Consider the following 25,359-nt stretch of genomic DNA (forward strand, 5'->3'; position numbering starts at 1 on the left):
CCTCTAACCGGCAGCATAGCGACGGTAGCTCGCCGTTCGTCATCTGTTTGTGCGAGAGCGCACACGCTTCATTCGACGTCGTTGAGCGCCTCTTGAACGCGCTTTTCCAGGATCGACGGCCGCAAAAGCACGAGCCCGCCGCGGATTTTTTCCGCAAGGCCTTCGTCGATCATCGCCGAGAGTTCGCGGCTGACCTGCTCTCGCCGGCAGCCGATTCGCGCGGCGAGATCGTGCTGAAAGGGCGGCGGCGAGACGATCGCCTGCTCCGACGCGCCTTTGCGCGGCGCCGACATGCGCAACAATTCCGAATAAAGCCGATGCTTGAGGTCGAGCACCGAGCGCTCGAAGAGCCGCGTATTCAGCTCGCGCACCCGCAAGGTCAGCAGACGCAACAGCCGCTCGCATATCTCCGGCTCGCCGAACACGATCTCCTTGAAGACCGCCGGCGGCACCAGCAAAAGTTCGGCGTTCGTAAGCGCTGTGACGTTGGCGGAGCGCTTCGCCCCGTCGATCGCCGCCATCTCGCCGAAGAATTTGCCCGGTCCGAAGTCGCCAAAAATCATTTCCTTGCCGGCGGCGGTCCGAATGAGCACCCGAACGTCGCCGCTGACGATGAAATAGACGTCGGTCGAAGGATCGTCGAAGTCGAGGACCAGTTCATGCTCGGCGTAACGCCTGCGCACGCATTGTCGCGCAAGCTGTTCGCCGCGGGCGAGGTCGAGGCCTGCAAAAAAAGGGATCCCGTCGAAAAGGGACACGTCGCGCTCCCGGATTGGAAATTGCGACGATATTGCCGGTAAACTTCGATGCCGTCGAGGCGCAATCTGCTGGCGCATGCAGACAGTTCGGGCGATGATCGCCAATGCAGGCGTTCCGGCTCGCGACGTTCAATCTTGAAAATCTCGACTGGTCGGCGACTAGGCCGGACGCTTTCGCGCGGCGAACCGGCGCGCTGCGCCCGCTGCTGGAGGCGCTGGACGCCGACATCCTGTGCCTGCAGGAAATCCATGCGCAGCGCCTGCATAAGCACGGCGCACGGCAATATATCGCGCTCGACCAGCTGCTCGCGACCACGCGATACGCGGCCTTTCATCGGGCGACGACGGTGAGGCCCGGCGCCGACGCCCCCGCCGACGTGCATAATCTCGCGATTCTTTCCCGTTGGCCGATGCGCGCGCAAAGACAAATCCATCACGACATTGTCGCGCGGTGGGACTGGCGGCCGCCGCGCGAGGCGGACGGCTCCGAAGCCGAGCCGGCGCCGATCGTCTGGGACAGGCCCCTGCTCTACGCTTCGGTCGAACTTCCCAATGGACTCGCGCTCCACGTCGTCAATCTGCATCTACGCGCGCCCCGCGCCATTCCTGTCGCGACGGCGCGCGGACTGGGGTCAAGCCGGGCGCAGATCGAAGGCCAGTTCGTGGCGGCGCTCAAACGCGAGGGCCAGGCGCTGGAAGCCCGGCTGTTCGTCGAGACGCTGTTCGACGCTGAGCCGGACGCGCTCATCGCGGTTGCGGGCGACTTTAACGCCGACGAGCATGACGCCCCGACGAGGCTCCTTCGCGGCGGGCGGGATGAAGGCGCGGCGGGCGCGCGCGTTCTCATCCCGCTGGAAGAACGGGTCGAGCCGTCGCGGCGCTTCACCGTCATCCATGCGGGCCGGCCGACGCTGATCGACCATCTCTTCGCATCGCCTGCGCTCGCCGCCGCATGGCGCGAAACCTCGATCCTGAATGAAGGGCTTCAGGACGAAGTCTATGCGCCCGATCCGATCGACGCGTCGCTTCACGCGCCCGTGGTCGCCAAATTCGAGCTGTCCTCGAAGTAAGGTTCGAACCCGATCCGCTCGATGCTAAGGCTCCCGACGATTCAACCAGGACGCGCACCGCATAGAGAGCGCCGCGAAAAAGTGGATGCCGGTTTTTCGCGCAAACCGCGCTCCAAACTTTTAGAATCGATCACGTCATCTGCGTTTAGGCGATTCCACCTAAACGCAGCATGATCTAGCCGCCGAGTAGCGCGCGCAAGTCTTTCATCAGGAGGAAGAGATGATGCGGATCGGTCGGGCTCCGCTCGAAGTCGAACGCCTCATACCAGGCGCGCGCCTGATCGTCTTGGGCATGGACGAGAAGCGCTCGAATGCCGGCAATGTCCGCCGCCTGGCCGGTGCGGAGCAGCGCATTCTTGAGCAGCGCCTTGCCAAGGCCGCGCCGCTGGTGGCTCCTGTCGATCGCCAGCCGGGCAAGAAGCATGACTGGGACTGGATGGCGTGCGAGTCCTTTGCCGACGCGGCTTGGCGCCGCCGCGTGTTCGACCGCGCCTACGGAGAGGCTGTAATAGCCGACGACCCGCCGCTCGCCGAGACAAACCACATAGGTTTGAGCGCTACCGGCCTTTTGGTTGACGAGCGCGTAGCGCTTTAGAAAACGATCGAGAGATTCCTGGCCGCATTCGAAAGAGTCAATTTCATGCTGGGAGTTGAGTTTTTGGATTGCCGAGAAAGTTTCGTCATCCGCCGTCACTCAAGCACACTCTTCTTGGCGAGAAGTTCGGCAAGACGCGGCTTGACGGTCACTGGAGCGTCAAGACTGTCGAGAAAGGCACGCCACCGGGCGTCGTCGAGCCGAAATAGACGACGATCGATCAGCGTCTCTTCGGCTGCGTTAATGCCGGCTTCGAGCAGAAAGTCCGTAACATTTCTGTGCGAGACGCCGGCGGCGCGCTGCAGCAGCGCCTTCATGCTCGGCGTCGTGCGAATCTCAATTCGCTCAGTTTTCTGAGCCTTCGCATCGAGCGTCCGCGGCTGCCCCGATTTGATCGCGCCGCGCGAGTTTCGTCCTTTTAGAGGCATAGGGGACGCTCGCGTTTTGGTCTCCCGCCGCTTGTCCTGATTTTTCATTGCCGACGCTGCATCCCCTGCAATAGCTATTTATCCATAACATCCGTACAGCATCCGGACAATATCTTAGACCCGCCTTGGCCTTTCTCCTCTCGGCATTTCTCGCCAACGTGCTCGGCGCCTTTCTTGAATGACCCTCATCGGGCGATCGGCTGGCAGTCATGGCGCGCTTCATATCTCGCCACGTCACGAGCCTGCGATCGAACAGCGGTAGAGCTTTGGCGATCGGCGTCGGTCGCGCAAGCATGAGAGCCAAATGAACGACAAGCGCATCTTCGCGTCATCGACCGCGCGCAATCGAGGACCGATTCTGGACGTTCTGCGCGAAATCCTGCCCACGACGGGGCTGGCGCTCGAAATCGCAAGCGGCGCCGGCGAACACGTCACATTTTTTGCGGCGGAATTCCCCGACCTGACCTTCTATCCGTCGGACCCGAGCGCCGAAGCGCGCGATAGCATCGCGGCCTGGATCGCGGCCAGCGGAGCCGCCAATGTCCGCGCGCCGCTGACGCTCGACGTTCAAAAATTTCCCTGGCCGATCGGCGCCGCTGACGCCATGATCTGCATCAATATGATTCACATTTCGCCGTGGCGCGCGACGGAAACCCTGTTCGAGGGCGCGCGCCGGACCTTGCCTGCAAACGCGCCGCTCTATCTATACGGACCATACAGACGGGGCGGCGCCCACACCGCGCCAAGCAACGCGGAATTCGACGCGAGCCTTCGCGCGCGCAACGCCAACTGGGGCATCCGTGATCTTGAGGAGGTCGCAGAACTCGCACGCGGGCAAGGATTCGGGGACCCTCGGGTCGTGGAAATGCCCGCCAACAATCTTAGCGTGATCTTTCGCCGCGGCTCCGAAGCGGCATGAGCGCAGCCATTCCGGTGGCGCTCAATAGCGCCATCGGCGTTACGCGTCAGCGTCAGTGAAGCCTGAAGTGAAGCCACTTGGAGAGAAACCATGCAACGTCGTGAATTTATTGCCGTCGGATCCGCCGCCGCGGTTGCAACCGCCACTCAAGCGTTCGCTACTCAAGCATTCGCCGAGACCGCCGGCGGCGCCAAAATGGAGGATATGCATCCCGCTCTCTACAAGCCGCTCGAGAAGGCCACGATCGACTGCGTGTCCACCGGCAATGACTGCCTTCGGCATTGTCTCGGCATGTTCGCGATGAAGGACACGAGCATGGCGGAATGCGCGGACGCCTCAATGCAGCTTGTCGCCGCATGCAACGCGCTCGCAACGCTGGCCGCGATCAACTCTTCGCATGTTCCGGCGCTGGCGAAAGTGGTCGCCACGATTTGCGAGGACTGCAAGAAGCAGTGCGACAAGTTTCCGAAGATCGCTGAATGCGTGGCCTGCGGCAAGGCGTGCCAGGAATGCGCCGACGAATGCCGTAAGGTCTAACTGACGCCAACAGGGATGGGAGCTGCGATGAAGACCATGCGCTTTACATTTTGGCTCGTCGCGGCCGGCGTCGCCGTTTCCTTTGGTATCGGCGGCGCCTACGCCAACGACTCGGCCAACTCGGCGGGCCCCAAGGCGCCAGCCTTCGTCATCGCCCAGGCCGCGGAGGCGGGCAAGACGACCGGTCACGGCGACGGCGTCATCAGGGCCGTCGACGCTGACGAGCGACGGATCATGCTCACGCATGGTCCGGTCTCGGGACCCTTGGAAATGTCGCCGATGACGATGGCGTTTCGCGTCGCGCCGAACGTCGATCTCTCAAGCCTGTCGAAGGGCATGAAGATCAAATTCACGATCAGTCGCGACGCAAAGGGCCTTTACGTCATCGAGGACATTCAGCCCGAGAAGCCTTAAATCGCGCTTTCGCTTCGGCGTTATTTGCAGACGCCGTCGATGCCGATGCGATGCATCAAATAGCACAGGCAGTCATGCTCGACCGCCCGGCGGTCGATCGTCAGCATCGCGGGGATCGCTGAACGCGCGAGTCTGATTTCGCCGTCGGCGTAATCGAAGTAGTCGAGCGGCTGCGTATCAGAACCGTCGCCCGGCAAGACTTCGAGCCGCGCATCGCCGTCGCCGAGCGCGCCGAACGAGGCGCCCGCATTCAGTTCGCTGAAGTTGAGATGATCGATGTCCGGACGGAAGAGAAAATCCGCCGGCGTTCCGTCGAATGAGAAACTCGCGCCGGCCGGCGGCTTCACGATGGCGTGCGTGCGCAGCAACTCCACATCGTGCGACGCCGGCGGGTGGCCGGGAAGCTCCGCAATCGAGAGGCAGGCGTCCAGCAATTCGATGGCATGTTCGGCGCCCGCTTCCAGTCCAGACTTGCCGCATTCGACCGTGATCGCGGGGCAGAGCTCAGCGAAAGCCGCGGCGCAAGTGCCACGCGGGCGCTGAAACAACACCACGATGCGAGAATAGAGCTGCGCCAGCGCGACATATTTCGCGTCGAGCTTGCTGATGCAGCTGTAATGGGGATTGAAGCCGGTGTTGTTGTGGATGTCGACTGCGGCGAAAGCGTCGCGCTTTGCGACATAATCGTAAATCCATCGCATCATATGCGCGAGCGGATCGTCCGGAAACGCCGTGCCCGGCCATACCCGGTTGAAGTCGCGCTGACCGGGCAGCGTCCGCACATTCTCCGCGGCGGCTTCGACATTGCCGATGAACAGAATGACCGATCTGCTCAGCCCGCGCTCGGCATGCCGGCGCAGCGCCTTTTGCACGGCCGCTAGGCCGCTGGTTTCGTTTCCATGCAGCAGGGTCGACACGAACAGCGGTTGCGGATTGCGGCCTGGGAGGTCGAACAGCGTCGGTCGAGGCAGGATGTCCTTCAGGCGATTGGCGGGACAGTCGAGAAATCCGTCAGGCAGCCGGTCGAGCAGGGCGCAGGGCGCGTCAGTCACATTACCTCTCATATTTCCCACTGATGGACGGGCGCGCCGCTCCGCTGGCGCTCGCAATAGGCCGCCATCAGGCCATAAAGATCGCCGCCGCGCGCCTCAAGAGCTTTTCTCTGCCAGGCTGCGCCCGTTTGGCGCGTTCGCACCCGCGCCTCGATGATGTCGAGAAAGCCCTCTTCGGCGACCCCGAGGTCGCGAAGCCCCGCGCTGGCGTCAGGAATGAGACGCTCCAGCAGCAGTCGATCCGCTGCGATTTGCCCCACCCCTGGCCAATTGAGCTTCGCATCCAGGCCAAAACGCGCCGCGGAATAGAAGTTGCGTTTGGCGTCATTGAAAGAAAGGCCGCCGGCGCCGTCTCCCGACATGGCGAGCGTGCGCGCAAGACCGAGATAAAGCGCCGCATTCGCCATCATGTCGATAAAGGTCGGCCCCGCCGGCAGAATGCGGTGCTCGATGCGCAAATGCGGCGCGCCGCTCTCGTCGAAGCCGATCAGCGGGCGATTCCAGCGCCAGATGACGCCATTATGCAGGCGAAGATGCCGCATCGCCTCGGGCGGATCGTCAAAAGCCATCGGCAGAAGCGCATCATAGTCGCGCAAATTCTCCTCGAATATTTCGATAAGAGATCGCGTCGCATAGTCTGAGCCCATGGAGACCCTGGCCGGGCCAGGCACTTTCACCGCCTGTTCAAAGAGCGGAATGCGCGTTTCCTCCCATAGCGCCCTGCCGAACAGAAAAGGGGCGTTGCCGCAGGCCGCGAGAATCGGCCCGGAAGCCGCTACCGAGGCGTTGTAATAGAGATGCGCGAGATCGGCCGGCGCTTTGAGATGAATTTGAAACGAGGTCGTCGCCGCCTCGAGCATCACATCCTTATGGACGGAAGCGAGCCGATCGCGGCCAATGATATTTACATGCAGCGGTTGACCGCCGCGAAGCCGCAGCACTTCCTGGTTCAGCGCATAATAGCGATTGAGCGGCGACATATTGGCTAGCGTGAGATCGGAGTCGCGGATCGTCGGCAGCGTGCCGATCAGCACGAGATTGGCGTCGAGCTGGTGGGCGACGTCATTGCATGTCGCCCAGAGGCGCGTCAGAGATTCATGGGCTTGCGTCAGCGCGTCGCCCGTAAGGCGGAAAGGCGGGCAGTTCAGTTCGAGATTGAATCGCGACAATTCCGGCACGACGAGCGGGTGATCGAGAGTTTCGAGCAAATTCTGATTAATCGACGAAGGCGCATAATTATGGTCGACGATCCAGGTTTCGATTTCGAACCCCACCATGTGGCCGTCGCGCGAAAATCCATCCTCCTCGTAAAGACGGCGGGCGATCCCGGTTTCCTCGGCGAGGCGGTCCGCAAAACGCGCCTTGTCGGCCGGGGTGAAGCCGGTCGTCGTGATTTCTTCGCCCAAGGCGCCCCCTTCCGGCCGTATGCGCGGCGGCGTTTCGCGACCACGGTCGCAAGGCGCCTAAGGCTGATCGAAGGCCGATTCGCCGCGGATCACTCTAATGTAGGTCGTCAGCCTTATCGATAAAACCAAGCGCATGCGCGCGACAAGCCGCAAGCGCTGCGGTAGATTTGCGCGCATTCGCCAGGAGCCGAACTTGTCTGACATCGCATATGTGAATGGCGCTTACCTTCCTCTTGCAGAGGCGCGCGTGTCGATTTTGGACCGTGGCTTCCTGTTCGCGGATGGCGTCTATGAAGTCGCCGCCGTCGTCGGCGGAAGGCTCATCGACAATGACGCGCATCTGTCGCGGCTTGAAAATTCGCTGCGCGAACTTCGGATCGACAACGCCCCTCCGATACAGACGATCGCGAATGTCGAGGCCGAACTCGTCGCAAGAAACGGGTTGAGCGAAGGCCTCGTCTATCTGCAGATCACCAGAGGCGCCTCCAACGATCGCGACTTCGGCTTTCCCAGCGGGACGACGCCGACAATCGTCGCCTTCGCGAAGAAGAAAAACATCGTCGCCTCACCCGCCGCCGAAACCGGCGTGAAGGTCCTCACCGTCCCCGATTTGCGCTGGGCGCGGCGCAACATCAAGACCGTCGCGCTGCTTGCCCAGGTGCTGGCGAAACAGGCGGCGCTCGACGCCGGCTGTCAGGAAGCCTGGATGGTAGATCGCGACGGATTGGTGACCGAAGGTTCGTCCTCGACCGCCTTCATCGTCACCAAGGCGGATGCGCTCGTGACCCGTCCGAACTCGCCCGCGATTCTACCGGGCTGCACCCGCAAAGCCGTGCAATCGCTCGCGGCGCGCGAAGGTCTGACCATTGAGGAGCGCGGCTTCTCGGTCGCCGAAGCCTATGAGGCGAAGGAGGCCTTTCTGACAAGCGCCTCCAATCTCGTTCTGCCGGTCGTCTCGATCGACGAGCGTCCCATCGGGTCGGGCGCGCCAGGCGAGAGGGCTCGCCTGCTTCGGTCGCTCTATATCGAATGGGCGACGAAACCTGTCGCGACGCGTTAGCGCTGAATTTGTAGTTCGTCGTAGTCGGAGCTGCGCTCTTCCTCGATCGCAAACGCGATGACCAGGCTGAAAACCGCCGCGGCGAGACACCAGACGGAATACCAGGCCGGACGATTGAATGCGAGCGCCAGGAAAAACGTGATCAACACCGCGACTCCAAAAACATTGATCGCCCGACGATCGCTGAGCATGAGCGGCGTCACGGTCAGCAGCAGATAGAGAAAATCGGCGATGAGCGGCGGCCGTTCAAATAATGGGTCGTAAGCGAGAGAATGCCGATAAACCGACAGGTCGATGCCGTCGGCGCCGGCAAGCTTGGCGATGAGATAGGCGGCCAGAACAAAGCCGACGCCGCCCATGGTCAGCCAAATGCGCTTTCGTTCCGGATCGAATTCCGCATAGGCGGCGGCCAAAGGCGTCAACACCGGCCACATCGTAAAGGCGATCAGCGTATAAAGATAACGAAACGGCTGGCCCGCGATCGGATCGCTGCGGGTAAGCCACACCGCGGCCTCAACGAATTGATGCGCCGAAAACACCACCGGAAACAGAGCGAAGAGCAACATGCGCCGATCATGGCGCAGCGATTTCGAAACCATGCCGTAGCCGGCCAGTCCCAGGCCAAGCCCAGCGGTGATGCTTGCCTCAAGCGAATAGCACATGACGTCCAACAGCAAGTGATGTTGATCAAGAGCGAGCGACGTTGATGCTTTGAGCTATATTAACGCCGATTTCGGCGGCGTCGAGACCTGAGCAATGCGCCCCGCTGTTCCGCGTCCTCTGGCTTTGGAACATCTGTGCAGTAACCGCGTTCTATGACGTGAGTTCGAACACGGAGGTTAAAATGGGCAACCTTCTGTATTGGGCCGTCATCTTTCTGATCGTCGCGCTCATCGCCGCCTTTCTCGGCTTCGGCGGAGTCGCAGGCGTCGCGGTCGAAGGCGCGCGCATCCTGTTCTGGATCGCGCTGGTCCTGCTGATCGTTTCAGTCGTCGTCAGTTTCCTCCGGCGCGCCTGACATCGCCGGCTGCACGCAACGAGCCGGCTGTTCGTGAGCGGCCGGCTCGTCGGCGTCATGGAATGTCGTCGAGCGAGCGTATCCAGGCGTCCGCGACGGAATCCGATGGCGCGCGCCAATCTCCACGCGGCGACAGCGATCCTCCCGAGCTGACTTTCGGGCCGTTCGGCAGCGCCGATCGCTTGAACTGACTTCCCTCGAAAAAGCGCTTCACGAAAACGCCGAGCCAATGCTTGATCGTTGGAAGCTCATAGGCGACCTTGTCCTTATCCGCGATGCCTGTCGGCCATGACCCGGCAGCCGGATACCGCCAGGCGCGCCAGGCGAGAAAAGCGATTTTCGCCGGCGCGAATCCGTAGCGCGTCGCGTAATAGAGATTGAAATCCTGCAGCGCATATGGCCCGACGATCGCCTCGGTGCGTTGGGTCGCCTCGCCGGGCACAAGCTCTGGCGAAATTTCCGTCGCCAGAATGTCCTCGAGCACGGCGACTGTCTCCGCGCCAAAACGCGCGTCGCGGGCGCACCAGCGGATGAGATGCCGGATGAGCGTCTTAGGGACTGAGGCGTTGACGTTGTAATGCGACATCTGATCGCCGACGCCGTAAGTGCACCAGCCGAGCGCAAGCTCCGAGAGGTCGCCGGTGCCGAGGACGAGCGCGCCATGGCGATTGGCGAGACGAAACAACAGCGACGTTCGCGCGCCCGCCTGCACATTCTCGTAAGTCGCGTCGTAAACCGCTTCGCCGCGCGCCGCCGGATGGTCGATATCGGCGAGCATCTGCTTGCAGGCGGCGGTCACGTCGATTTCCTGCGCGGTGACGCCAAGCGCGCGCATCAGCCGCCAGGCGTTCGCCTTGGTGCGTTCGCTCGTGGCGAAGGCCGGCAGCGTGAAGCCCAGCACATTTTCGCGCGGGAGGCCGAGCGCGTCCATCGCCGTCGCCGCCACCAACAGCGCCTGGGTTGAATCCAATCCGCCGGAGACGCCGATCACGACCTTCTTGATCTTCGTGGCGCGCAGGCGCTGTTCGAGCCCGTGCGACTGTATATTGAACGCCTCGAAACAAAGTTCGGCCAGTCGCGCTTCATCGGACGGCACGAAGGGAAAGCGGCCGACTTCGCGCAGGAAGCCAAGATCGCGATCGCAGGTCGGGGCAAGCTCGAAAGCGATGCGGCGATAGTGCGTCGCGCCCTGCTCCACGTTAGCGCAGGCCCCGAATGTCCCCTGCCGCATGCGTTCGGCCAGAAGGCGGCCGTTATCAATGTCGGCGAGAGTCAATTGCGGTTCGTCGGAAAAGCGCGGCGCCTTGGCGAGAACGTCGCCCCTTTCGCAGATCAGCGCTTCGCCGTCCCAGGAGAGATCCGTCGTCGACTCGCCCTGCCCCGCCGCCGAATAGAGATAGGCCGCAAGGCAGCGCGCCGAATGGACGGCGCAGAGCGTCTCGCGATAATCCGATTTACCGACGATCGCGTTCGAAGCGGAGAGATTGAGCAGCATGGTCGCGCCCGCCAGCGCGGCGCGCGCCGAAGGCGGAATCGGGACCCATACGTCTTCGCAGACTTCCATATGGATGACGAGACCGCGAAAATCCGTCGCTTCGAGAAGCGTGTCCGAACCAAAAGGCGCAATCTGTCCGGCGATCTCGATGTCTTCGCCGGCGACGAAGGCGCCGGACGCGAAGTGTCGCTGTTCGTAAAATTCGCGGTAGTTCGGCAGATAGACCTTCGGCGTCGCCGCGAGCACGCGGCCGCGCAGGATCGCGACGCCGCAATTATAAAGGCGGCCGCGATGACGCAGCGGCGCGCCGACGACGATCAGCGGATGAATGCCGGATGACGCTTCGACGAGTTCGGCGAGCGCCGCCTCGACGGCGTCGAGCAACGCCTCCTGATGCAGAAGATCGTCGATCGCATACGAAGACAGTCCCAGCTCGGGAAACAACACGAGAGAGGCGCCATGCTTCTCGGCGTCCCGCGCCAATTCGATCGTCCGCGCCACATTGAACGCCGGATCGGCGACTCTCACATTCGGCGTCGCGACCGCGACCCGGACAAAGCCATGCGTGTGCAGACAGTAGAAGGGGTGGGTCATAAAGTCCGCCTGCGCCGCCGAAACGCTCGTCCGCCGCGATAATGCAAGACGCCCGCGCGAAAGTCACACGACAGGGCCAACTGTCGTCGAGGGCGCACAATTGTCTCTAGAGGTGAGTTTAGCGCATTCATCGGCAATTCCGGCGTAGCCATGTCTCCAGCGCCTCAAAACGAAATGCGCCGCTCTCGTAGAGGGCGGAAACGAAGGTCCATGCTTCATCCGCGGTCGCCATAAGTGTAACGCCGTTAATCGTGAGAAAAGCAAACATGGCCGCAAAGGCGACTCGCTTGTTCCCGTCGACGAAAGCATGGTTCTGCGAAAGACTTTCCCACAGCGCGGCCGCTTGCGCGATCACGTCGACGTAATAGCCGGTTTGCGGCCGAAACAGAGCCGCTTCAAGCTGACCGGGATCGCGCACGCCCGCAGCGCCGCCATATCGTTCGATGAGATCGTCATGAATGGCTAATATCTCGGCGACAGTCAGATAGTCGGTTGGCCCGCCGCTCACTTGGCGAGTTTTTCATAGAGCACGCCAAAGCGCGGCAGGCTCGACCGATAGGCGTCGATGACATGACGGCGCGGCTTCGCCCTATTGCGTTCCTCGACATGGGCGCGCAACGCGTCTTCGACGACGGATTGAAGCTGCCGGCCTTCATCCTTCGCAATCCTTCGGATTTCGGCGAGCAGGTCCTTGTCGACCTGAGTGGCGAATTTCTCGCGAACGTGAGTCATATTCCTTACCCGGCGCCCAAGCCCTAATATCTAGTTTCAGCTTGATTTATCAAGATGGCATAAGAAAGAAAAAGGGCGGGGTCTCCCCCGCCCTCATTTTTTCGCTTCGCGCTTCGCTTAATGCGCGAGGATCGCCAGCATCAGCAGCGCGACGATATTGGTGATCTTGATCGCCGGATTCACCGCGGGACCGGCGGTGTCCTTATAGGGGTCGCCGACCGTATCGCCGGTCACCGCCGCCTTATGGGCGTCAGAGCCCTTCTCATGCTTGACGCCGGCCTCGTCGACAAAGCCGTCTTCAAACGACTTCTTGGCGTTGTCCCAGGCGCCGCCGCCCGACGTCATCGAGATCGCCACAAACAAGCCATTGACGATGACGCCCAGCAGCAGCGCGCCGAGCGCCGCAAAGGCGTTGGCCTTGCCGCCGAGAATCCAGGCGACGATGAAGGCGACGATCGGCGCCAGCACCGGCAGGAGCGAGGGCAGGATCATTTCCTTGATCGCGGCTTGCGTGAGCATGTCGACGGCGCGGCCGTAATCCGGCCGGTCCGTGCCCGCCATGATGCCGGGTTTTTCCTTGAACTGCCGGCGCACCTCGACGACGACCGAGCCGGCGGCGCGGCCCACCGCCGTCATGGCGATGCCGCCGAAGAGATAGGGGATCAGGCCGCCGAACAGGAGGCCCGCCACGACATATGGGTTCGACAGGTCGAAATCGACCTTGTCGATGCCCTTGAAGAAGGGCACGCCCGCCTCGATGAAATGCTTCAGATCGTTAGTGTAGGCGGCGAACAGCACCAGCGCGCCGAGGCCTGCCGAGCCGATGGCGTAGCCCTTGGTCACCGCCTTGGTGGTGTTGCCGACCGCGTCGAGCGCGTCGGTCGACTGGCGCACTTCCTTGGGCAGGCCCGACATTTCGGCGATGCCGCCGGCGTTGTCGGTGACGGGGCCGAAAGCGTCGAGCGCGACGATCATGCCGGCGAGGCCGAGCATCGTCGTCACCGCGATGGCGGTGCCATAGAGGCCGCCGAGCTCGTAAGTGAGAATGATGCCGAGAACGATGACGAGCGCCGGCGCCGCGGTCGATTCAAGCGACACGGCGAGACCCTGAATGACATTCGTGCCATGGCCGGTCACCGACGCCTGAGCGATCGACACCACGGGACGCTTGCCCGTTCCGGTATAATATTCGGTGATGTAGACGATCGCGCCCGTGACGATCAGTCCGAGAACGCCCGAGAGGAACAGGCCATAGCCGTGGATGGCTTCGCCATTGGCCTTGCCGATCTCGCCCCAGCCGACGGTGAAGGTCGTCGCCAGGAAGAGGCCCGCGACCGACAGAACGCCGGTGGCGATGAGCCCCTTATACAGCGCGCCCATGATCGAATCGTCGATGCCGAGCTGCTTGAAATAGGGCGCGGCGAATTTGCCCCATTCGGTGTCGTCATCGCCCATCTTGACGAAATAGGTGCCGGCGATCGAGGTGAGGATCGACAGGCCGCCGATGGCGAGCGGATAGATCATCGCCGACGCCAGCCCTTCCTGGCCAGCAAAGAAGATCGAGGCGAGCACCATGGTGGCGACGACCGTCACCGCATAGGTCTCGAAGAGGTCGGCCGCCATGCCGGCGCAATCGCCGACATTGTCGCCGACATTGTCGGCGATGGTCGCCGGATTACGCGGATCGTCTTCCGGAATGCCGGCTTCAACCTTGCCGACGAGATCGGCGCCGACATCGGCGCCCTTGGTGAAAATGCCGCCGCCAAGGCGCGCGAAGATCGAGATCAGCGAGCCGCCAAAGCCGAGCGCCACAAGCGCGTCGACGACCGTACGATCAGAGGGCGCATAGCCCGCGTACCAAGTGAGGATCGCGTAATAAACAGCGACGCCAAGCAGCGCGAGACCGGCGACAAGAAGTCCCGTCACCGCGCCGGCCTTGAAGGCGATGTCGAGGCCGCCGGCGAGCGATTTCGTCGCCGCCTGCGCAGTGCGGACATTGGCGCGCACCGAGACGTTCATGCCGATATAGCCGGCCGCGCCGGAGAGAATGGCGCCGAGCAGGAACCCGAAAGCGACCGCCCAGCCGAGCAAAATGGCGAGGACCAGAAAGATCACGCCGCCGACCATGGCGATGGTCTTATATTGGCGATTGAGATAGGCCTGCGCGCCTTCGGCGACGGCGCCCGAAATCTCCTGCATCCGCGCCGACCCCGGATCGGCGGCAAGCAATTCCTGAGAAGTCTTGACGCCGTAAACGATAGACATCAGTCCGAAGACGATGGTTAGAAACAGAACCATTTTGGCTTCGCCTTTTCGTTCCTCGACCGGGGTATGGCCGAATTGGTCGCGTCGCCGCGAAGGAATGTCGGCAACGAAAAAAGGAGTAGCGGCCCCGCCGAGCGACTCGGGCGAGGACAGCGTCTTTCCGGCGCGCTTTCTGCCAGAAACATAGCCGCCCGGCAATGCCGCGCCGCCTCGATTTTTCAGAAGTGTTGGAAGGACAATTTTTTGAAAAAAACCGGCTTTCTGTGGGCGTCGAGAAAGATCGGCGGCGCTTCTCCCGCCACAATCTCGCCGATGCGGCGAGCGGGCGCCGGTAGAACCGCCCCATTGCCGCAGGCGACCAGGATTTCGTAATCGTCTCCGCCTGTTATCGCCGTTTCGAACAGCGCGGGATCAATCGCGATCGCCGCCTGCGCGGCGTCGGAGAGCGGCACGCAAGAAAGATCGATAGTCGCGGTCACGCTCGAGGCGCGGCAGAGCTTGGCGAGATCGCCAGCGAGCCCGTCGGAAATATCCATCGCGGCGCTGGCGTTGGCGGCAAGCCACCCCGAAAGATCGAGTCGCGGCTGAGGCAACAGATAGCGCCCGATCAGATGGTCGCGCGCCTCGGCGGAAAGACGCTTCGCGAGCGCGACGTCGCGCCGAACGGCAAGACCCAGCGCGGCGTCGCCGATCGGTCCCGAGACGAAGATCGCGTCTCCCGGCTTCGCGCCGCTGCGCGGCACGAAACGCTCCGCCCGCCCGAGCGCCGTGATCGCGATCGTCAACGGTCCGGGCGTCGCCCCGGTGTCGCCGCCGATGAGCGGCGCGCCGTAAGCGCGCGCATCCTCGGCGAGACCCGCGGCGAAGGCGTCGAGCCAGTCATTGGTCCAGTCGCCGGGCAGCGCCAGGCTCAGCAGAAAGCCGATCGGCGCGGCGCCCTTGGCGGCAAGATCGGAAAGGTTGACGCGCAGCGCCTTTTTGGCGATCAGCCCCGGCGCGTCGTCGGCAAAAAAATGCACGCCCGCGACGATCATGTCGGTGGTAACCACGAGCGCCGCGCTTTGAGGCGCCAGAAGCGCCGCGTCGTCCTTGAGCCCCAGCGCCGCAGCGCCGGCAATCGGCGCAAAAACGCGGGCGATGATTTCGTCTTCGCTATAGCGCGGCATGGCCTCGCCCTCGTGCTTCGAGACGCGAGCCAAGCCTTCTTGGCCCTCGTGCTTCGAGACGCGAGCTTCGCTCGCTCCTCAGCATGAGGGCGAGGGATGCGCGCCGCCGGCTTCCTCATCCTGAGGAGCCTGCACCCAAGTCGGGCTTGCCCGACTTGGGCTTCCAAAGCCGATCTCGGGTAAACCCGAGATCGAAGCACGCGTCTCGAAGGACGAGGAAGCCGCAGGCCCCGTTCCTGTCAACTCAGCTCCTCGGCGCGTTCCTCATGGGCGATCCTGTCGAGCACGGCGTTCACCATGCCTGACTCGGTCGGTCCGAAGAAGGCGCCGGCGACATCGACATATTCCTTGATCACAACCCGCGCCGGGACATCCTTGCGCGCACGCAGTTCATAGGCGCCGGCGCGCAGAGCGGCGCGCATCACCGACTCCAGCCGCGACAGCGGCCAGCCGCCGGCAAGGGCGCGGTCGATCTGCCGGTCGATCGCGACCTGATCGGTCAGCACGCCTTGCAGCACGTCGCGAAAGAAGGACGCGTCCGCAGGTTTATATTGCGCGCCCTCGATCTCGCGGCCGATCCAGTGAGATTCGAACTCAGCGAAAATCTCATTGAGGCCCTTGCCGGCGACTTCCATCTGATAGAGCGCCTGCACGATGGCGAGACGCGCCGCCGAGCGTTGATCGACGCTCATACGACGCTCCGTTTGAGGCGCACCAGCGCCAGCGCCGCGCGCGCCGCGTCGGCGCCCTTATTGCCCTGTTTCGGGTCGGCGCGCACGATCGCCTGCGCTTCATTCTCGACGGTGAGCACGCCATTGCCGAGCGGCAGGCGGCGCGACACGGAAAGATTCGTCAGCGCCCGCGTGCTCTCATTGGCGACGAGTTCAAAATGATAAGTCTCGCCGCGGATCACGCAGCCGAGCGCGACGACGCCGTCAAAAGGCGCGCCGGCAAGCTCCGCGTCGTCGAGCGCGATCGCCGTCGCAGTGGCGAGCTCCAGCGCGCCGGGGACATGAATCACCGTCGCCTGCGCCTGCAGCGCCCGCAAGGCGTCAAGCGCGCCTTCGCGCAGCATGGCGACGATATCGGCGTTGAACTTCGTCGCGATGACGAGAATGCGCGCGCCGGGAACAGGCGCGGAATCATCATCGTCGGGTGCAAAACCTGCCATGGGGACTCCTGGAATGCGTGCAACCCTCTCCCATCGGGAGAGGCAAGACGATCGGGTGAAGGGCTTCCTCATCCTGAGGAGCGTGCGCAGCACGCGTCTCGAAGGACGAGGAAGCCCGAGATCGCGTAATTTTCCTCACCCTCGTCCTTCGAGACGGCCTCTTCGATCTCGGGCTTGCCCGAGATCGACATTAAATGCGCAAGTCGGGTAAACCCGACTTGCGGGCCTCCTCAGGATGAGGGTGAGGAAAACAATCCGCTAGCCAATTTTGTGCGCGGGTTATGTCACATGAGCGGCGCGTTGTCAGCGCTCCAACTCTTTCACGCATTCACGTCGAGCCGCAGGCTATCGCGCCTCGCTCAACCTTGCAGCATAGCGCGCCATCAGATCGACTTCGATGTTGAGCGCGTCGCCCGCCCTGCGCACGCCGAGAGTCGTCACCGCCAGCGTATGCGGAATGAGCAGAACGGAAAAACGATTCTCCTCGACGTCGTTTACCGTGAGCGACACGCCGTCGAGCGCGACCGAACCTTTTTTCGCGATGAAGCGCGACAGGTCGTGCGGCGCCTCGAACCAAAAGCGGCACATGTCGTCGAAATCATCGCGCGACAAAATTTTCGCGACGCCGTCGACATGGCCGGTGACGATGTGGCCGCCGAGTTCGTCGCCGATCTTCAAGGCGCGTTCGAGATTGATGCGCGTTCCTTCAGCCCATGTTCCGACCGTCGTCACGGCGAGCGTTTCGGCGGCGGCGTCAACCTCAAAGACTGTTCGCGCGCCTTCACGCGCGACGACGACGACCGTCAGGCAGACGCCCGAACACGCGATCGAAGCGCCAAGCGCGATGCTTTCCGCGTCATAGGAACAGGCGATGCGCAGGCGCCGCAATTCGCCGCGCGGCGCGACCGAAACCACTTCGCCCATATCGGTGACGATGCCGGTGAACATCAGCCGACCCGCGCGTAACGGGTCATGGTGTCGGCGCCGAGCGTGCGCGTGTCGATCAGGCGATAGCGCGAGTCGTCTTCGAGCGCGGCGCGCGCCGCCGGCGTCAGCGCGGGGCGCCCCTCCCTGCCCAATGGCTTGACGCCGGTGTACAGGATCACTTCGTCGGCGAGATCGGCGGCGAGCAGACTTACGGCGACCCGCGGACCGCCTTCGCTGAACACGCGGGTGACGCCGCGATCGGCGAGAAGCCTGAGCGCGCTCGTCAGATCGAGCAGGCCGTCATGCGTCGCGACGCAGGCGACCTCGGCGCCGGTGGCGCTTTCGAACGCCTTGACCGCTTCATCTGAGACGGTGGCGCCGGTGATCACCAGCAGTGGCGTCTCGCGCGCGGTGGACGCCAGACGCGAACGCGGCGACAGCGACAGTTTCTCGTCGAGCACGACGCGCAGCGGCTTGCAATTCTGCATGCCCGGCAGGCGCACGGTCATCAGCGGGTCGTCCACACGCGCGGTGCCGCCGCCGATCATGATCGCGTCATGCAGCGAACGCTGCACATGGGTGAAGGCGTCGGCGACCGGTCCGGTGATGTGCAGGCGCGGATCATGCGCGGCGCCGGCGGCATAGCCGTCAGCGGTCCGCGCCAGTTTCAGCGTGATCATCGGCCGGCGGCGGGTGACCCGCAGAATATGCCCGAGGTGATCGGCGCGCGCGGCCGCCCCGCCCGGCCCGACCAGCACCTCGATGCCCGCGCTCCGCAAGCGCGCATGGCCATCGCCGGAGACGCGCGGATCGGGGTCTTCCAGCGCCGCGACGACGCGCGCGACGCCGCCGGCAATGATGGAGTCGACGCAGGGCGGCGTCGCGCCGTGATGCGCGCAGGGCTCGAGCGACACGTAGAGCGTCGCGCCGCGCGCCGCCTCGCCGGCCGCCGCCATGGCGATCGCCTCGGCGTGCGGGCGGCCGCCCGGCGCGGTCCAGCCGCGGGCGATGACGATCCCGTCGCGCACCAGCAGCGCGCCGACCGCGGGGTTCGGCGCGGTGCGGCCAAGATTGCGCCGGCCGAGCGCCAGCGCCGCCGCCACATAGGCGTCGTCGGTCGCGGTCTGCGGAAAGGATTTGTGGAGCGTCATGCCTTCTCGGGGTCGCCTTCATCCGACGCAAAGACCGCGCCGTCGCCGCCGCTCTCCAATTCGTCGATTACCGCCGAAAAATCGCTGACCTCGCGAAAATCGCGATAGACCGAGGCGAAACGCACAAAGGCGACGGCGTCGAGCGAGCGCAGGCCTTCGATGACCAGTTCGCCGATGCGCTGGCTCTCCACCTCGACTTCGCCGAGGCTCTCCAACTGGCGCACGATTCCGGAAATCATCTGCTCGACGCGTTCCGGCTCGACCGGACGCTTGCGCAGAGCGATCTCGACCGAGCGGGTCAGCTTGTCGCGATCGAAGGGGGCGCGGCGGCCCGACTTCTTGACGACGATGATTTCGCGCAGCTGCACGCGCTCAAACGTCGTGAAGCGCCCCCCACAGGTCGGACAGACGCGCCGGCGACGAATGCAGGACGAGTCCTCGGCGGGACGAGAGTCTTTCACCTGCGTGTCGGCGGAGCCGCAATAGGGACAGCGCATGTTGGGCGCCTTTCCCCTCTCCCGCTTGCGGGAGAGGGTGGCCCCGCGAAGCGGGGTCGGGTGAGGGCTATCACAATTGATGCGACGGAGAGAAACCTCATCCGTCGCGCCTTCGGCGTGGCCCCTTCTCCCGCAAGCGGGAAAAAGGGGACGTCCCGCCCTTTAATAAATCGGGAACTTCGCGGTGAGCGCGTGAACCTTTTCCTTCACCGAAGCTTCGGTCGCGGCGTTGCCTTCCTCGCCCTTCGAAGAGAGACCGTCGAGCACTTCGACGATCATCTTGCCCACCGCTTTGAACTCGTCCTGGCCGAAGCCGCGCGAGGTCGCCGCCGGCGATCCGAGACGAATGCCCGAGGTGACGAAGGGCTTTTCCGGATCGAAGGGAATGCCGTTCTTGTTGCACGTGATGTGGGCGCGGCCGAGCGCGGCTTCCGCCGCCTTGCCGGTGATTTTCTTCGGGCGCAGATCGACGAGCATCAGATGATTGTCGGTGCCGCCCGAGACGATCGCGAGGCCGGCGTCGACCAGCGTCTGGGCCAGTGTCTGGGCGTTGTCCTTCACCTGCTGCTGATAGGTCTTGAACTGCGGGGTCAGGGCCTCGCCGAAGGCTACCGCCTTGCCGGCGATGACATGCATCAGCGGGCCGCCCTGCAGACCGGGGAAGACCGCCGAATTGATCTTCTTGGCGAGGTCTTCGTCATTGGTCAGCACCATGCCGCCGCGCGGTCCGCGCAGCGTCTTATGCGTCGTGGTGGTGACGACATGGGCGTGCGGGAAAGGCGACGGATGCAGACCAGCGGCGACGAGACCGGCGAAATGCGCCATGTCGACCATGAAAAAGGCGCCGACGCTGTCGGCGATCTTGCGGAAGCCTTCGAAGTCCCAGATGCGCGAATAGCCCGAGCCGCCGGCGATGATCATCTTCGGCTTGTGCTCCTTGGCGAGCTCGGCGACCTGCTCCATGTCGATCCGCTGGTCCTGCTTGCGCACCGTATAGCTCACCGGCTTGAACCAGCGGCCGGAGACATTGACCGGCGAGCCATGCGTCAGATGGCCGCCGGCGGCGAGGTCGAGGCCCATGAAGACGTCGCCCGGCTGCATCAGCGCGAGGAACACCGACTGATTGGCCTGCGAGCCGGAGTTCGGCTGAACATTCGCGAAGCCGCAGTCGAACAGCTTCTTGGCGCGGTCGATCGCGAGGTTTTCGGCGATGTCGACGAACTGGCAGCCGCCGTAATAGCGCTTCCCGGGATAGCCCTCGGCGTATTTGTTGGTGAGAACCGAGCCCTGGGCCTCCAGCACCGCCTTGGAGACAATGTTCTCCGACGCGATCAGTTCGATCTCATGCCTCTGGCGGCCGAGTTCGAGTTCGATCGCCTTGGCGATTTCCGGATCGGAAGCGCTGACGGAGGCGGTGAAGAAACCGGAATGGCTCATGGAATTGGACCTCTATGCCTAACGGCGCTGAACGAAAGCAAAAACCGGCTCCCGGCGTAAAGCGGCGAAGCCGGTCGTTGCGACGCGCATCGTGAGAGGGGTCGCTTATCACGACGAAGACGTGACGGGAAGAGCGGCCGCGGTCGCGGGCCCAAGCCAGGGCCCCAAGCGCCAAAATGACGCATACGGGCTCCGGCGTCTTTCGCGGCGCCATAATTTCGCTTCAAACAGGCGTTTGAAATTCAATCAGACGTTTTAAACGGAGGTTCGCCATGGGGAACCATTTGGAAGAAAAATTTGCCGCCGCCAGCGCGAGGTCGCGCCGGCTTCTCGTCGACGCCGCCGTCTGCTTCGTCGCCACCTCGCTCGTCGCCGCCTTGCCGGCGCAATGGAAGAATGGCGAAGCGCTGAAGCAGATCGTGTTCACCACCGACCCGGTGAGCGGCAAGATCATCGACAGGCTCCTCGCCGACGAACCTGAGCGCGAGGTAGCGGAGCGCGACAGCGCTGCGCCGGCGCCGGCCGTCTTTGCGGTCTATCCACGGGAGCACGTCTATGATTGGTCGAAAGAAATCGCCCCTGTGACGACGGGGACGCGCCCTGTAAAGCCGACGAAAGTCGCAGCTTCGCGCAAGCCGTCTCCGGAAACGAGAAACCCTGTCGAGTCGACGCCCCGAACGCCCCCGACCAAGAACGCCGAACCGGTCGCCCAGATTGGCGAAAGCGCGGACCAGCCGGAACGGAGTTTATTGGCCAAGCTCGACCCGACAGGGCTCCCATCGAAACTAGCCCCGCTCGGCCAAAAGGTGTGGAATGGGGCGACGTCGCTGACTGGCGCGGTGTCGAACTTCGTCAACGCCTACCGTTTTTGAGGACGAGGATTGAGCAATCTGGATCAGGCGCGCGTCGCCTCTCGCACGGCGGAGACGACGCGCGCGGCGCTCATCAAGGCCGCGACCTCCGTCTTCGCCGAATATGGATATGACGGCGGCTCGGTGCGGCTCATCACCCAGCGGGCGATGGCCAATCAGGCCGCCGTCAATTATCACTTTGGCGGCAAGGACGGCCTCTATCGCGAAGTGTTGATCGCGGCGACGCACGCCTTCGAAGAGAATGCGTTTTTGGACTCCGAAGAACTCGATTCGCTTTCGCCGGACGACGCGCTCCGACGCTATCTGCATCAATTTCTTCTGCCGCTCGTCAAGCGCGATCGCGTCAGCCGCTATCTACGCATCTTCGCCTGGGAAAGCGTGCAGCCAAGCCAGGTCTTCAGCGCTTTCATCACCAATTCGCCGCCGCGTATCTTTCGCTTGGCGGAACGCGTCGTGCGGCGTTTCCTGCCGCAAGACGCCTCCGCGGAGACTGTTACCTTCGCGACGCTGTGGCTTGCGCAACAGCCGATGTTCCTCGTGCGTGAAGCCGAGCGGCTGGCGCAGCCGCCCTTCTCGCTGAAGTTCGACGATGAAGCGCTCGAGCGGCTCGTCGACACGCTCTCGGCTTTGAGTCTTCGCGGACTGGCCGGCGTCTGACCCTTTCTGCACTCGCAGCTTCGCGCGCCTTGGGAGCGTACATGAGCTTTCTGCCGAGCAGCAACTATCTTTCCGCGGTTTTGACCGAGGCCCAAAAGGCGCTGGAGCTCGCCGAGACTGTCATCATTGTCGCCGCGACCCTCGCGCTCATCGCAGCGTTCGTGGCGCTGATCAAGGGCGCTTGATCCGTTCGCTTCGAGCATTGTCATTCCCGGCAGGCCGAAGGCCTGACCGGGAATCCAGAGCCGATGCCGAAATGATGGTTTTGCTCTGGATTCCCGATCGCGCGTTGCGCGCGTCTGGAATGACAGCCCGCCGAGCCGTTCAAACGGATCTCGCTTGACGCCAAGCAGAAGCGCTAGGCCGCTTTTTTCTGATTGTCCTTCAGAGCGAAGGTTTTGCATCAAGAAAAAAGACGGCTTTGGAACAATAACTTATCGGCTCAACGTCGCTTCCTGACTGTGTCAGATCGGTGCGTATAAGCGCCCTATAAGCAGATGGAGAAGCCGCCATGAAATCCGAAACAGACTCCCCTTCCCGCCGCCTCCTTCTCGCCGGCGCCGCCGCGATCGGCGCAACGGCCGTCGCAGCGCCTGTCGCGATGGCGGGCGCGCCGCTGTCGCCGGCGCTCGCCGAGGCGATCCAGCGCCACAAGGCGGCCTTCGCCGTGGGAAAGGAGCTCTGCGGGCCGCATGCCGCCGCTATGGCCATCGCCCAGGCACCAGTCAAAAGCGAAGCTGATCTCATGGCGAAGCTGCGCGTCCTAATGGACTACGAGACGCACCTTTGGGGCGAGCCGAACCACAGTCAGCAATTCGGCCTCGTCGCCATCGCGCTTGACCGTCACTTCAACAACGATAGCGAGGGGCGCTCATGAGCCGCGGCCTCTCAAAACCGAAGTCTAAAATTAGACGACGGCAAAACATCTCTCGCCTCCGCCGCGCAGCAAATGAAGCGTTCCAGAGCGAGCGTCGCAGATCAGCAAGGCGCCGCGGAAGCGGTGCGCGCGAGGCCGAACTCGTGACCGCCGCCCCGGGCCCGGATTGGGCGGAACGGATGCTGTCGGCGCTCGACAGCGCCGGTTTGTGCGAAGCTGACCTTGCCGCGCTCCTCGGCGAGACGCCGGAAACGGTCGCCGGCTGGCTCGAGGGCGAGGAGGAGATGAGCGGGGTCGATTTGGTCAACGCGCTGGCGGCCGCAAGAGACGCGACCGGCGTCTGCCCCTACTGGATTGTCACGGGCAAGAAGTGGGCCGGTGGCGGCGACCGTCGCTTGCATTGAACGATTCGCGCGCGTAGATTCAACCAAGCGACGGCTTCACCTCCGTCAAAGAAACGCCTCGACCGTGGATGTAACGGCGGGGCGTTTTTGCGGCGCAGCGCCAGTCGATGTGCGCGCCCATTTGGTCGCCCTCTGATCACGTTAAGGGTTCGAACGACAGAGCATAGGCTCCTGGGGTCGTCCGTGCCTGGAAAATCGCCACATCCTTGTTGAGTGCACGCGCTGCCGCGACAATCTCGTCGCGGTCGCCCTCAGATACACGACAGCCGAGATAGAGTTCTGCGAGTTCGGTCGCATAGTAAGGCATGAATACTTCCGATTGCCCTTCCGGGACATAGGATGGGATGACGATGCGCAGCTCCTCCTCGTAAGCCCATTCCTTGCTTTTCACAGCCGTCAGCGAGCGGGTGAAGGCGCGCATAGCTTCAGGGGTCGGGGCAGGCAGTTCCCCCACCAGCGGGTCAAAGGGTTTGTAGAAACTCGGCCGGACGTCGCTGTAGGTGACGGGTTCAAGCAGGCACAGAAACGAGTCCCGTGCAGCATCCGGCCGGAACCCGAACACCACCCCGCGGTGCGCGTCAGCATAATGCGACCACATCAGCAAATTGATCTTGTTCCGAGTGGCGCAGAATATCCCCGAGTTGCGGAACTGCGCGACTATCGCGGTCCTTTGGATTTCGAGCTCTTGGCGGACAGCCTTCAATTGCGGATACAAGGCCTCGACGATCGGCGAGGTGATCAACGCAAGGAACTGGTCGCGCTGCGCAACCGTTCCTGCGTTAATCGCCGCCGAATTCACAATTGCCTGTTCCAGCGGCGTGCCAGTCCGCTTGGCGTATTCCGCGGGGTCACGGGACAGCATGTCGACCAGCCTCTCGCTAGCCGCGTTAAGCAGGTCCCTCGGATCGTCCTCGAAAAGGTCGTCTAGATAGACGTCAAACGGGTCGTTCATCTCGGTCGGCCGGCCGATACGAAGGGAACGGTTGGCAATGATGAGCCGCGCCGCTTTCTCGTTGGTGTATTTGTAGACGATGTCTGGTAGCTCTGGACGGCTCATAGTTATTGTGACCAGATCGGGGACTCGCGGTTCGTAGGTGCGATATTGTAACGCGGCGGGACGAGTTGCGGGCCTGCCCGATCAGATCGCGCGGGAGCGCCCATTGCGCGAGAGGCCCCAACACCGCCGGCAGTGCGAAAGACTCATCAGCGGCCCGCGCTGGTTCGCCATGAGCGTTTCCGCTTGCGGTCGGGAGGCCTTGCGCGCCCGGTGAGAAAGATTCTTGTCTATCCCAGCCTACGCAAGCGTAGGCTTAGAAACCGGGTTTTCTGGTAACCCGGTTTTCGGCGGGCGACCGCCGCCTATCGCGGCTCTCCCTTCCGGCGAGACCGTTTTTCGTCTGGGTCTGTGTCCGATCCAATCTCGGCCTGGGTATCGGTTCCGGCACTTGAAGTCCTCAAGCTGGAGGCTTTTTGTGCCTCTCCACCCAACTGCGTGACAAATCCGAGCACTATCACGCCCACCCAGAAAATGATCGGGATAATCGAAGTCGCATCAAGTTTGATCATCATGGGCGCCATCCATCTCCCGGACCCTACAGGGTACAGAATCGAGACCGTAGGGGCGGGGTGCGGGTGAAAAAAGGCCCACGGCTGTCGGGCCGGAGGCAAGGCTCGCTGCCGTCGCATCGATCAAGGCGACACCGCGCAACTAGAGCCGAGGCGCCCCGTGGCAAGGTAAGCGTGATCTTATGACCAGGGGTGGCTAAGCGGCGACGGCGTGAGGCGCGGCTTTCTCCCATTTCCAAGGGAGCAGTTCGTCGAGCTTTGAGATCGGGTGATCGGCGATGCGGGCGATGA

General features: G+C 63.1%; 29 protein-coding genes. 11 read left to right on the forward strand and 18 right to left on the reverse strand.

Features of this window, described 5'->3' with window-relative positions; translation table 11 throughout:
- Positions 1 to 68 precede the first annotated feature (68 nt).
- Positions 69 to 758 carry a Crp/Fnr family transcriptional regulator gene (locus AB7I51_RS10090; RefSeq protein ID WP_428404178.1) on the reverse strand — a complete coding sequence of 230 codons (690 nt, stop codon included), beginning with the start codon at positions 756 to 758 and terminating at the stop codon, positions 69 to 71.
- Positions 759 to 862: 104 nt separating this feature from the next.
- Between AB7I51_RS10090 and AB7I51_RS10095 the strand changes: the two genes are divergently transcribed.
- Complete coding sequence (locus AB7I51_RS10095) at positions 863 to 1,828, forward strand: endonuclease/exonuclease/phosphatase family protein (protein ID WP_428404177.1); 966 nt, start codon at positions 863 to 865, stop codon at positions 1,826 to 1,828.
- Between the two features lie 175 nt (positions 1,829 to 2,003).
- Here the strand turns inward: AB7I51_RS10095 and AB7I51_RS10100 are convergent, their stop codons facing one another.
- Together AB7I51_RS10100 and AB7I51_RS10105 are read right to left on the reverse strand one after the other, a co-directional pair.
- Complete coding sequence (locus AB7I51_RS10100) at positions 2,004 to 2,522, reverse strand: GNAT family N-acetyltransferase (RefSeq protein WP_428404176.1); 519 nt, start codon at positions 2,520 to 2,522, stop codon at positions 2,004 to 2,006.
- Entirely contained in the window at positions 2,519 to 2,899 is a 381-nt protein-coding gene (locus tag AB7I51_RS10105) for a DUF1778 domain-containing protein (RefSeq protein ID WP_428406189.1), read from the reverse strand. The genes AB7I51_RS10100 and AB7I51_RS10105 overlap by 4 nt, the downstream gene beginning before the upstream one ends.
- Before the next feature lie 256 nt (positions 2,900 to 3,155).
- Here AB7I51_RS10105 and AB7I51_RS10110 point away from each other — a divergent pair, with 256 nt between their 5' ends.
- The 3 genes from AB7I51_RS10110 (at position 3,156) to AB7I51_RS10120 (ending at position 4,721) form a co-directional block, all read left to right on the forward strand.
- Positions 3,156 to 3,770 (forward strand): DUF938 domain-containing protein, encoded by a 615-nt coding sequence (locus AB7I51_RS10110; RefSeq protein WP_428404174.1) that lies wholly within the window; start codon positions 3,156 to 3,158, stop codon positions 3,768 to 3,770.
- 90 nt (positions 3,771 to 3,860) lie between these two features.
- Entirely contained in the window at positions 3,861 to 4,307 is a 447-nt protein-coding gene (locus tag AB7I51_RS10115; RefSeq protein ID WP_428404173.1) for a four-helix bundle copper-binding protein, read from the forward strand.
- A gap of 27 nt (positions 4,308 to 4,334) precedes the next feature.
- Positions 4,335 to 4,721 carry a copper-binding protein gene (locus AB7I51_RS10120; RefSeq protein WP_428404172.1) on the forward strand — a complete coding sequence of 129 codons (387 nt, stop codon included), beginning with the start codon at positions 4,335 to 4,337 and terminating at the stop codon, positions 4,719 to 4,721.
- A 20-nt stretch (positions 4,722 to 4,741) separates the two neighbouring features.
- Here AB7I51_RS10120 and AB7I51_RS10125 read toward each other — a convergent pair whose 3' ends face one another.
- On the reverse strand, positions 4,742 to 5,773 hold the full coding sequence (locus tag AB7I51_RS10125; protein ID WP_428404171.1) for a M14 family metallopeptidase: 1,032 nt from the start codon (positions 5,771 to 5,773) through the stop codon (positions 4,742 to 4,744).
- Between the two features lie 8 nt (positions 5,774 to 5,781).
- Positions 5,782 to 7,179, reverse strand: a complete 1,398-nt coding sequence (locus tag AB7I51_RS10130; RefSeq protein ID WP_428404170.1) for a hypothetical protein — start codon at positions 7,177 to 7,179, stop codon at positions 5,782 to 5,784.
- Between the two features lie 193 nt (positions 7,180 to 7,372).
- On the opposite strand from AB7I51_RS10130, the gene AB7I51_RS10135 reads away from it, so the two are divergent.
- Positions 7,373 to 8,239: a D-amino-acid transaminase gene (locus AB7I51_RS10135; RefSeq protein WP_428404169.1), complete on the forward strand. Its 867-nt coding sequence runs from the start codon at positions 7,373 to 7,375 to the stop codon at positions 8,237 to 8,239.
- On the opposite strand, the gene AB7I51_RS10140 is transcribed toward AB7I51_RS10135, so the two are convergent.
- Positions 8,236 to 8,901: a DUF6629 family protein gene (locus AB7I51_RS10140; RefSeq protein ID WP_428404168.1), complete on the reverse strand. Its 666-nt coding sequence runs from the start codon at positions 8,899 to 8,901 to the stop codon at positions 8,236 to 8,238. The genes AB7I51_RS10135 and AB7I51_RS10140 overlap by 4 nt on opposite strands.
- A 182-nt stretch (positions 8,902 to 9,083) precedes the next feature.
- Between AB7I51_RS10140 and AB7I51_RS10145 the strand changes: the two genes are divergently transcribed.
- Positions 9,084 to 9,257 carry a DUF1328 domain-containing protein gene (locus AB7I51_RS10145; protein ID WP_428404167.1) on the forward strand — a complete coding sequence of 58 codons (174 nt, stop codon included), beginning with the start codon at positions 9,084 to 9,086 and terminating at the stop codon, positions 9,255 to 9,257.
- Positions 9,258 to 9,312: 55 nt separating this feature from the next.
- Here AB7I51_RS10145 and AB7I51_RS10150 read toward each other — a convergent pair whose 3' ends face one another.
- The 11 genes from AB7I51_RS10150 to glyA all read right to left on the reverse strand — a co-directional run bounded on the left by AB7I51_RS10150 (position 9,313) and on the right by glyA (position 20,692).
- The gene (locus tag AB7I51_RS10150; protein WP_428404166.1) at positions 9,313 to 11,346 is read right to left on the reverse strand and encodes an NAD(+) synthase; all 2,034 of its coding nucleotides are present in this window, start codon (positions 11,344 to 11,346) and stop codon (positions 9,313 to 9,315) included.
- A gap of 127 nt (positions 11,347 to 11,473) precedes the next feature.
- A complete protein-coding gene (locus AB7I51_RS10155; RefSeq protein ID WP_428404165.1) occupies positions 11,474 to 11,854 on the reverse strand; it encodes a type II toxin-antitoxin system death-on-curing family toxin in 381 nt (126 codons plus the stop codon).
- Positions 11,851 to 12,078, reverse strand: a complete 228-nt coding sequence (locus tag AB7I51_RS10160; protein ID WP_428404164.1) for a hypothetical protein — start codon at positions 12,076 to 12,078, stop codon at positions 11,851 to 11,853. The genes AB7I51_RS10155 and AB7I51_RS10160 overlap by 4 nt, the downstream gene beginning before the upstream one ends.
- A gap of 117 nt (positions 12,079 to 12,195) precedes the next feature.
- Positions 12,196 to 14,376: a sodium-translocating pyrophosphatase gene (locus AB7I51_RS10165; protein WP_428404163.1), complete on the reverse strand. Its 2,181-nt coding sequence runs from the start codon at positions 14,374 to 14,376 to the stop codon at positions 12,196 to 12,198.
- Positions 14,377 to 14,561: 185 nt separating this feature from the next.
- Complete coding sequence (gene thiL, locus AB7I51_RS10170; RefSeq protein ID WP_428404162.1) at positions 14,562 to 15,509, reverse strand: thiamine-phosphate kinase; 948 nt, start codon at positions 15,507 to 15,509, stop codon at positions 14,562 to 14,564.
- A 239-nt stretch (positions 15,510 to 15,748) separates the two neighbouring features.
- Positions 15,749 to 16,201 carry a transcription antitermination factor NusB gene (nusB, locus tag AB7I51_RS10175; protein ID WP_428404161.1) on the reverse strand — a complete coding sequence of 151 codons (453 nt, stop codon included), beginning with the start codon at positions 16,199 to 16,201 and terminating at the stop codon, positions 15,749 to 15,751.
- The gene (gene ribH, locus AB7I51_RS10180) at positions 16,198 to 16,680 is read right to left on the reverse strand and encodes a 6,7-dimethyl-8-ribityllumazine synthase (protein ID WP_428404160.1); all 483 of its coding nucleotides are present in this window, start codon (positions 16,678 to 16,680) and stop codon (positions 16,198 to 16,200) included. Before ribH ends, nusB begins: the two co-directional genes overlap by 4 nt.
- Positions 16,681 to 17,025: 345 nt before the next feature.
- Positions 17,026 to 17,628: a riboflavin synthase gene (locus AB7I51_RS10185; protein WP_428404159.1), complete on the reverse strand. Its 603-nt coding sequence runs from the start codon at positions 17,626 to 17,628 to the stop codon at positions 17,026 to 17,028.
- Positions 17,628 to 18,758, reverse strand: a complete 1,131-nt coding sequence (ribD, locus tag AB7I51_RS10190; RefSeq protein ID WP_428404158.1) for a bifunctional diaminohydroxyphosphoribosylaminopyrimidine deaminase/5-amino-6-(5-phosphoribosylamino)uracil reductase RibD — start codon at positions 18,756 to 18,758, stop codon at positions 17,628 to 17,630. The genes AB7I51_RS10185 and ribD overlap by 1 nt, the downstream gene beginning before the upstream one ends.
- Positions 18,755 to 19,255, reverse strand: coding sequence for a transcriptional regulator NrdR (gene nrdR, locus AB7I51_RS10195; RefSeq protein WP_428404157.1), 501 nt, complete (start codon positions 19,253 to 19,255; stop codon positions 18,755 to 18,757). The genes ribD and nrdR overlap by 4 nt, the downstream gene beginning before the upstream one ends.
- 162 nt (positions 19,256 to 19,417) lie before the next feature.
- Entirely contained in the window at positions 19,418 to 20,692 is a 1,275-nt protein-coding gene (gene glyA / locus AB7I51_RS10200) for a serine hydroxymethyltransferase (RefSeq protein WP_428404156.1), read from the reverse strand.
- A 272-nt stretch (positions 20,693 to 20,964) separates the two neighbouring features.
- On the opposite strand from glyA, the gene AB7I51_RS10205 reads away from it, so the two are divergent.
- The 5 genes from AB7I51_RS10205 to AB7I51_RS10225 all read left to right on the forward strand — a co-directional run bounded on the left by AB7I51_RS10205 (position 20,965) and on the right by AB7I51_RS10225 (position 23,502).
- A complete protein-coding gene (locus tag AB7I51_RS10205) occupies positions 20,965 to 21,564 on the forward strand; it encodes a hypothetical protein (protein ID WP_428404155.1) in 600 nt (199 codons plus the stop codon).
- A gap of 9 nt (positions 21,565 to 21,573) precedes the next feature.
- Positions 21,574 to 22,221 carry a TetR/AcrR family transcriptional regulator gene (locus AB7I51_RS10210; RefSeq protein WP_428404154.1) on the forward strand — a complete coding sequence of 216 codons (648 nt, stop codon included), beginning with the start codon at positions 21,574 to 21,576 and terminating at the stop codon, positions 22,219 to 22,221.
- A gap of 41 nt (positions 22,222 to 22,262) precedes the next feature.
- Positions 22,263 to 22,406 carry a hypothetical protein gene (locus tag AB7I51_RS10215; protein WP_428404153.1) on the forward strand — a complete coding sequence of 48 codons (144 nt, stop codon included), beginning with the start codon at positions 22,263 to 22,265 and terminating at the stop codon, positions 22,404 to 22,406.
- 326 nt (positions 22,407 to 22,732) lie between these two features.
- Positions 22,733 to 23,098, forward strand: a complete 366-nt coding sequence (locus AB7I51_RS10220; RefSeq protein WP_428404152.1) for a hypothetical protein — start codon at positions 22,733 to 22,735, stop codon at positions 23,096 to 23,098.
- 143 nt (positions 23,099 to 23,241) lie between these two features.
- Complete coding sequence (locus AB7I51_RS10225; RefSeq protein ID WP_428404151.1) at positions 23,242 to 23,502, forward strand: hypothetical protein; 261 nt, start codon at positions 23,242 to 23,244, stop codon at positions 23,500 to 23,502.
- 136 nt (positions 23,503 to 23,638) lie between these two features.
- Here AB7I51_RS10225 and AB7I51_RS10230 read toward each other — a convergent pair whose 3' ends face one another.
- On the reverse strand, positions 23,639 to 24,559 hold the full coding sequence (locus AB7I51_RS10230) for a DUF2971 domain-containing protein (protein ID WP_428404150.1): 921 nt from the start codon (positions 24,557 to 24,559) through the stop codon (positions 23,639 to 23,641).
- Between the last annotated feature and the right edge of the window lie 800 nt (positions 24,560 to 25,359).

Origin of the sequence: Methylocystis sp. (assembly GCF_050246715.1) — a bacterium.
Classification (GTDB): domain Bacteria; phylum Pseudomonadota; class Alphaproteobacteria; order Rhizobiales; family Beijerinckiaceae; genus Methylocystis.

What these genes read in the sequence shown, in the direction of transcription:
- AB7I51_RS10095 (WP_428404177.1), top strand. Translation starts at nt 863, where the DNA reads ATGCAGGCGTTCCGGCTCGCGACGTTCAATCTTGAAAATCTCGACTGG.
- AB7I51_RS10105 (WP_428406189.1), bottom strand. Translation starts at nt 2,899, where the DNA reads ATGAAAAATCAGGACAAGCGGCGGGAGACCAAAACGCGAGCGTCCCCT.
- AB7I51_RS10110 (WP_428404174.1), top strand. Translation starts at nt 3,156, where the DNA reads ATGAACGACAAGCGCATCTTCGCGTCATCGACCGCGCGCAATCGAGGA.
- AB7I51_RS10115 (WP_428404173.1), top strand. Translation starts at nt 3,861, where the DNA reads ATGCAACGTCGTGAATTTATTGCCGTCGGATCCGCCGCCGCGGTTGCA.
- AB7I51_RS10120 (WP_428404172.1), top strand. Translation starts at nt 4,335, where the DNA reads ATGAAGACCATGCGCTTTACATTTTGGCTCGTCGCGGCCGGCGTCGCC.
- AB7I51_RS10140 (WP_428404168.1), bottom strand. Translation starts at nt 8,901, where the DNA reads ATGTGCTATTCGCTTGAGGCAAGCATCACCGCTGGGCTTGGCCTGGGA.
- AB7I51_RS10145 (WP_428404167.1), top strand. Translation starts at nt 9,084, where the DNA reads ATGGGCAACCTTCTGTATTGGGCCGTCATCTTTCTGATCGTCGCGCTC.
- AB7I51_RS10150 (WP_428404166.1), bottom strand. Translation starts at nt 11,346, where the DNA reads ATGACCCACCCCTTCTACTGTCTGCACACGCATGGCTTTGTCCGGGTC.
- AB7I51_RS10160 (WP_428404164.1), bottom strand. Translation starts at nt 12,078, where the DNA reads ATGACTCACGTTCGCGAGAAATTCGCCACTCAGGTCGACAAGGACCTG.
- AB7I51_RS10165 (WP_428404163.1), bottom strand. Translation starts at nt 14,376, where the DNA reads ATGGTTCTGTTTCTAACCATCGTCTTCGGACTGATGTCTATCGTTTAC.
- thiL (WP_428404162.1), bottom strand. Translation starts at nt 15,509, where the DNA reads ATGCCGCGCTATAGCGAAGACGAAATCATCGCCCGCGTTTTTGCGCCG.
- nusB (WP_428404161.1), bottom strand. Translation starts at nt 16,201, where the DNA reads ATGAGCGTCGATCAACGCTCGGCGGCGCGTCTCGCCATCGTGCAGGCG.
- ribH (WP_428404160.1), bottom strand. Translation starts at nt 16,680, where the DNA reads ATGGCAGGTTTTGCACCCGACGATGATGATTCCGCGCCTGTTCCCGGC.
- AB7I51_RS10185 (WP_428404159.1), bottom strand. Translation starts at nt 17,628, where the DNA reads ATGTTCACCGGCATCGTCACCGATATGGGCGAAGTGGTTTCGGTCGCG.
- ribD (WP_428404158.1), bottom strand. Translation starts at nt 18,758, where the DNA reads ATGACGCTCCACAAATCCTTTCCGCAGACCGCGACCGACGACGCCTAT.
- nrdR (WP_428404157.1), bottom strand. Translation starts at nt 19,255, where the DNA reads ATGCGCTGTCCCTATTGCGGCTCCGCCGACACGCAGGTGAAAGACTCT.
- glyA (WP_428404156.1), bottom strand. Translation starts at nt 20,692, where the DNA reads ATGAGCCATTCCGGTTTCTTCACCGCCTCCGTCAGCGCTTCCGATCCG.
- AB7I51_RS10205 (WP_428404155.1), top strand. Translation starts at nt 20,965, where the DNA reads ATGGGGAACCATTTGGAAGAAAAATTTGCCGCCGCCAGCGCGAGGTCG.
- AB7I51_RS10215 (WP_428404153.1), top strand. Translation starts at nt 22,263, where the DNA reads ATGAGCTTTCTGCCGAGCAGCAACTATCTTTCCGCGGTTTTGACCGAG.
- AB7I51_RS10220 (WP_428404152.1), top strand. Translation starts at nt 22,733, where the DNA reads ATGAAATCCGAAACAGACTCCCCTTCCCGCCGCCTCCTTCTCGCCGGC.
- AB7I51_RS10230 (WP_428404150.1), bottom strand. Translation starts at nt 24,559, where the DNA reads ATGAGCCGTCCAGAGCTACCAGACATCGTCTACAAATACACCAACGAG.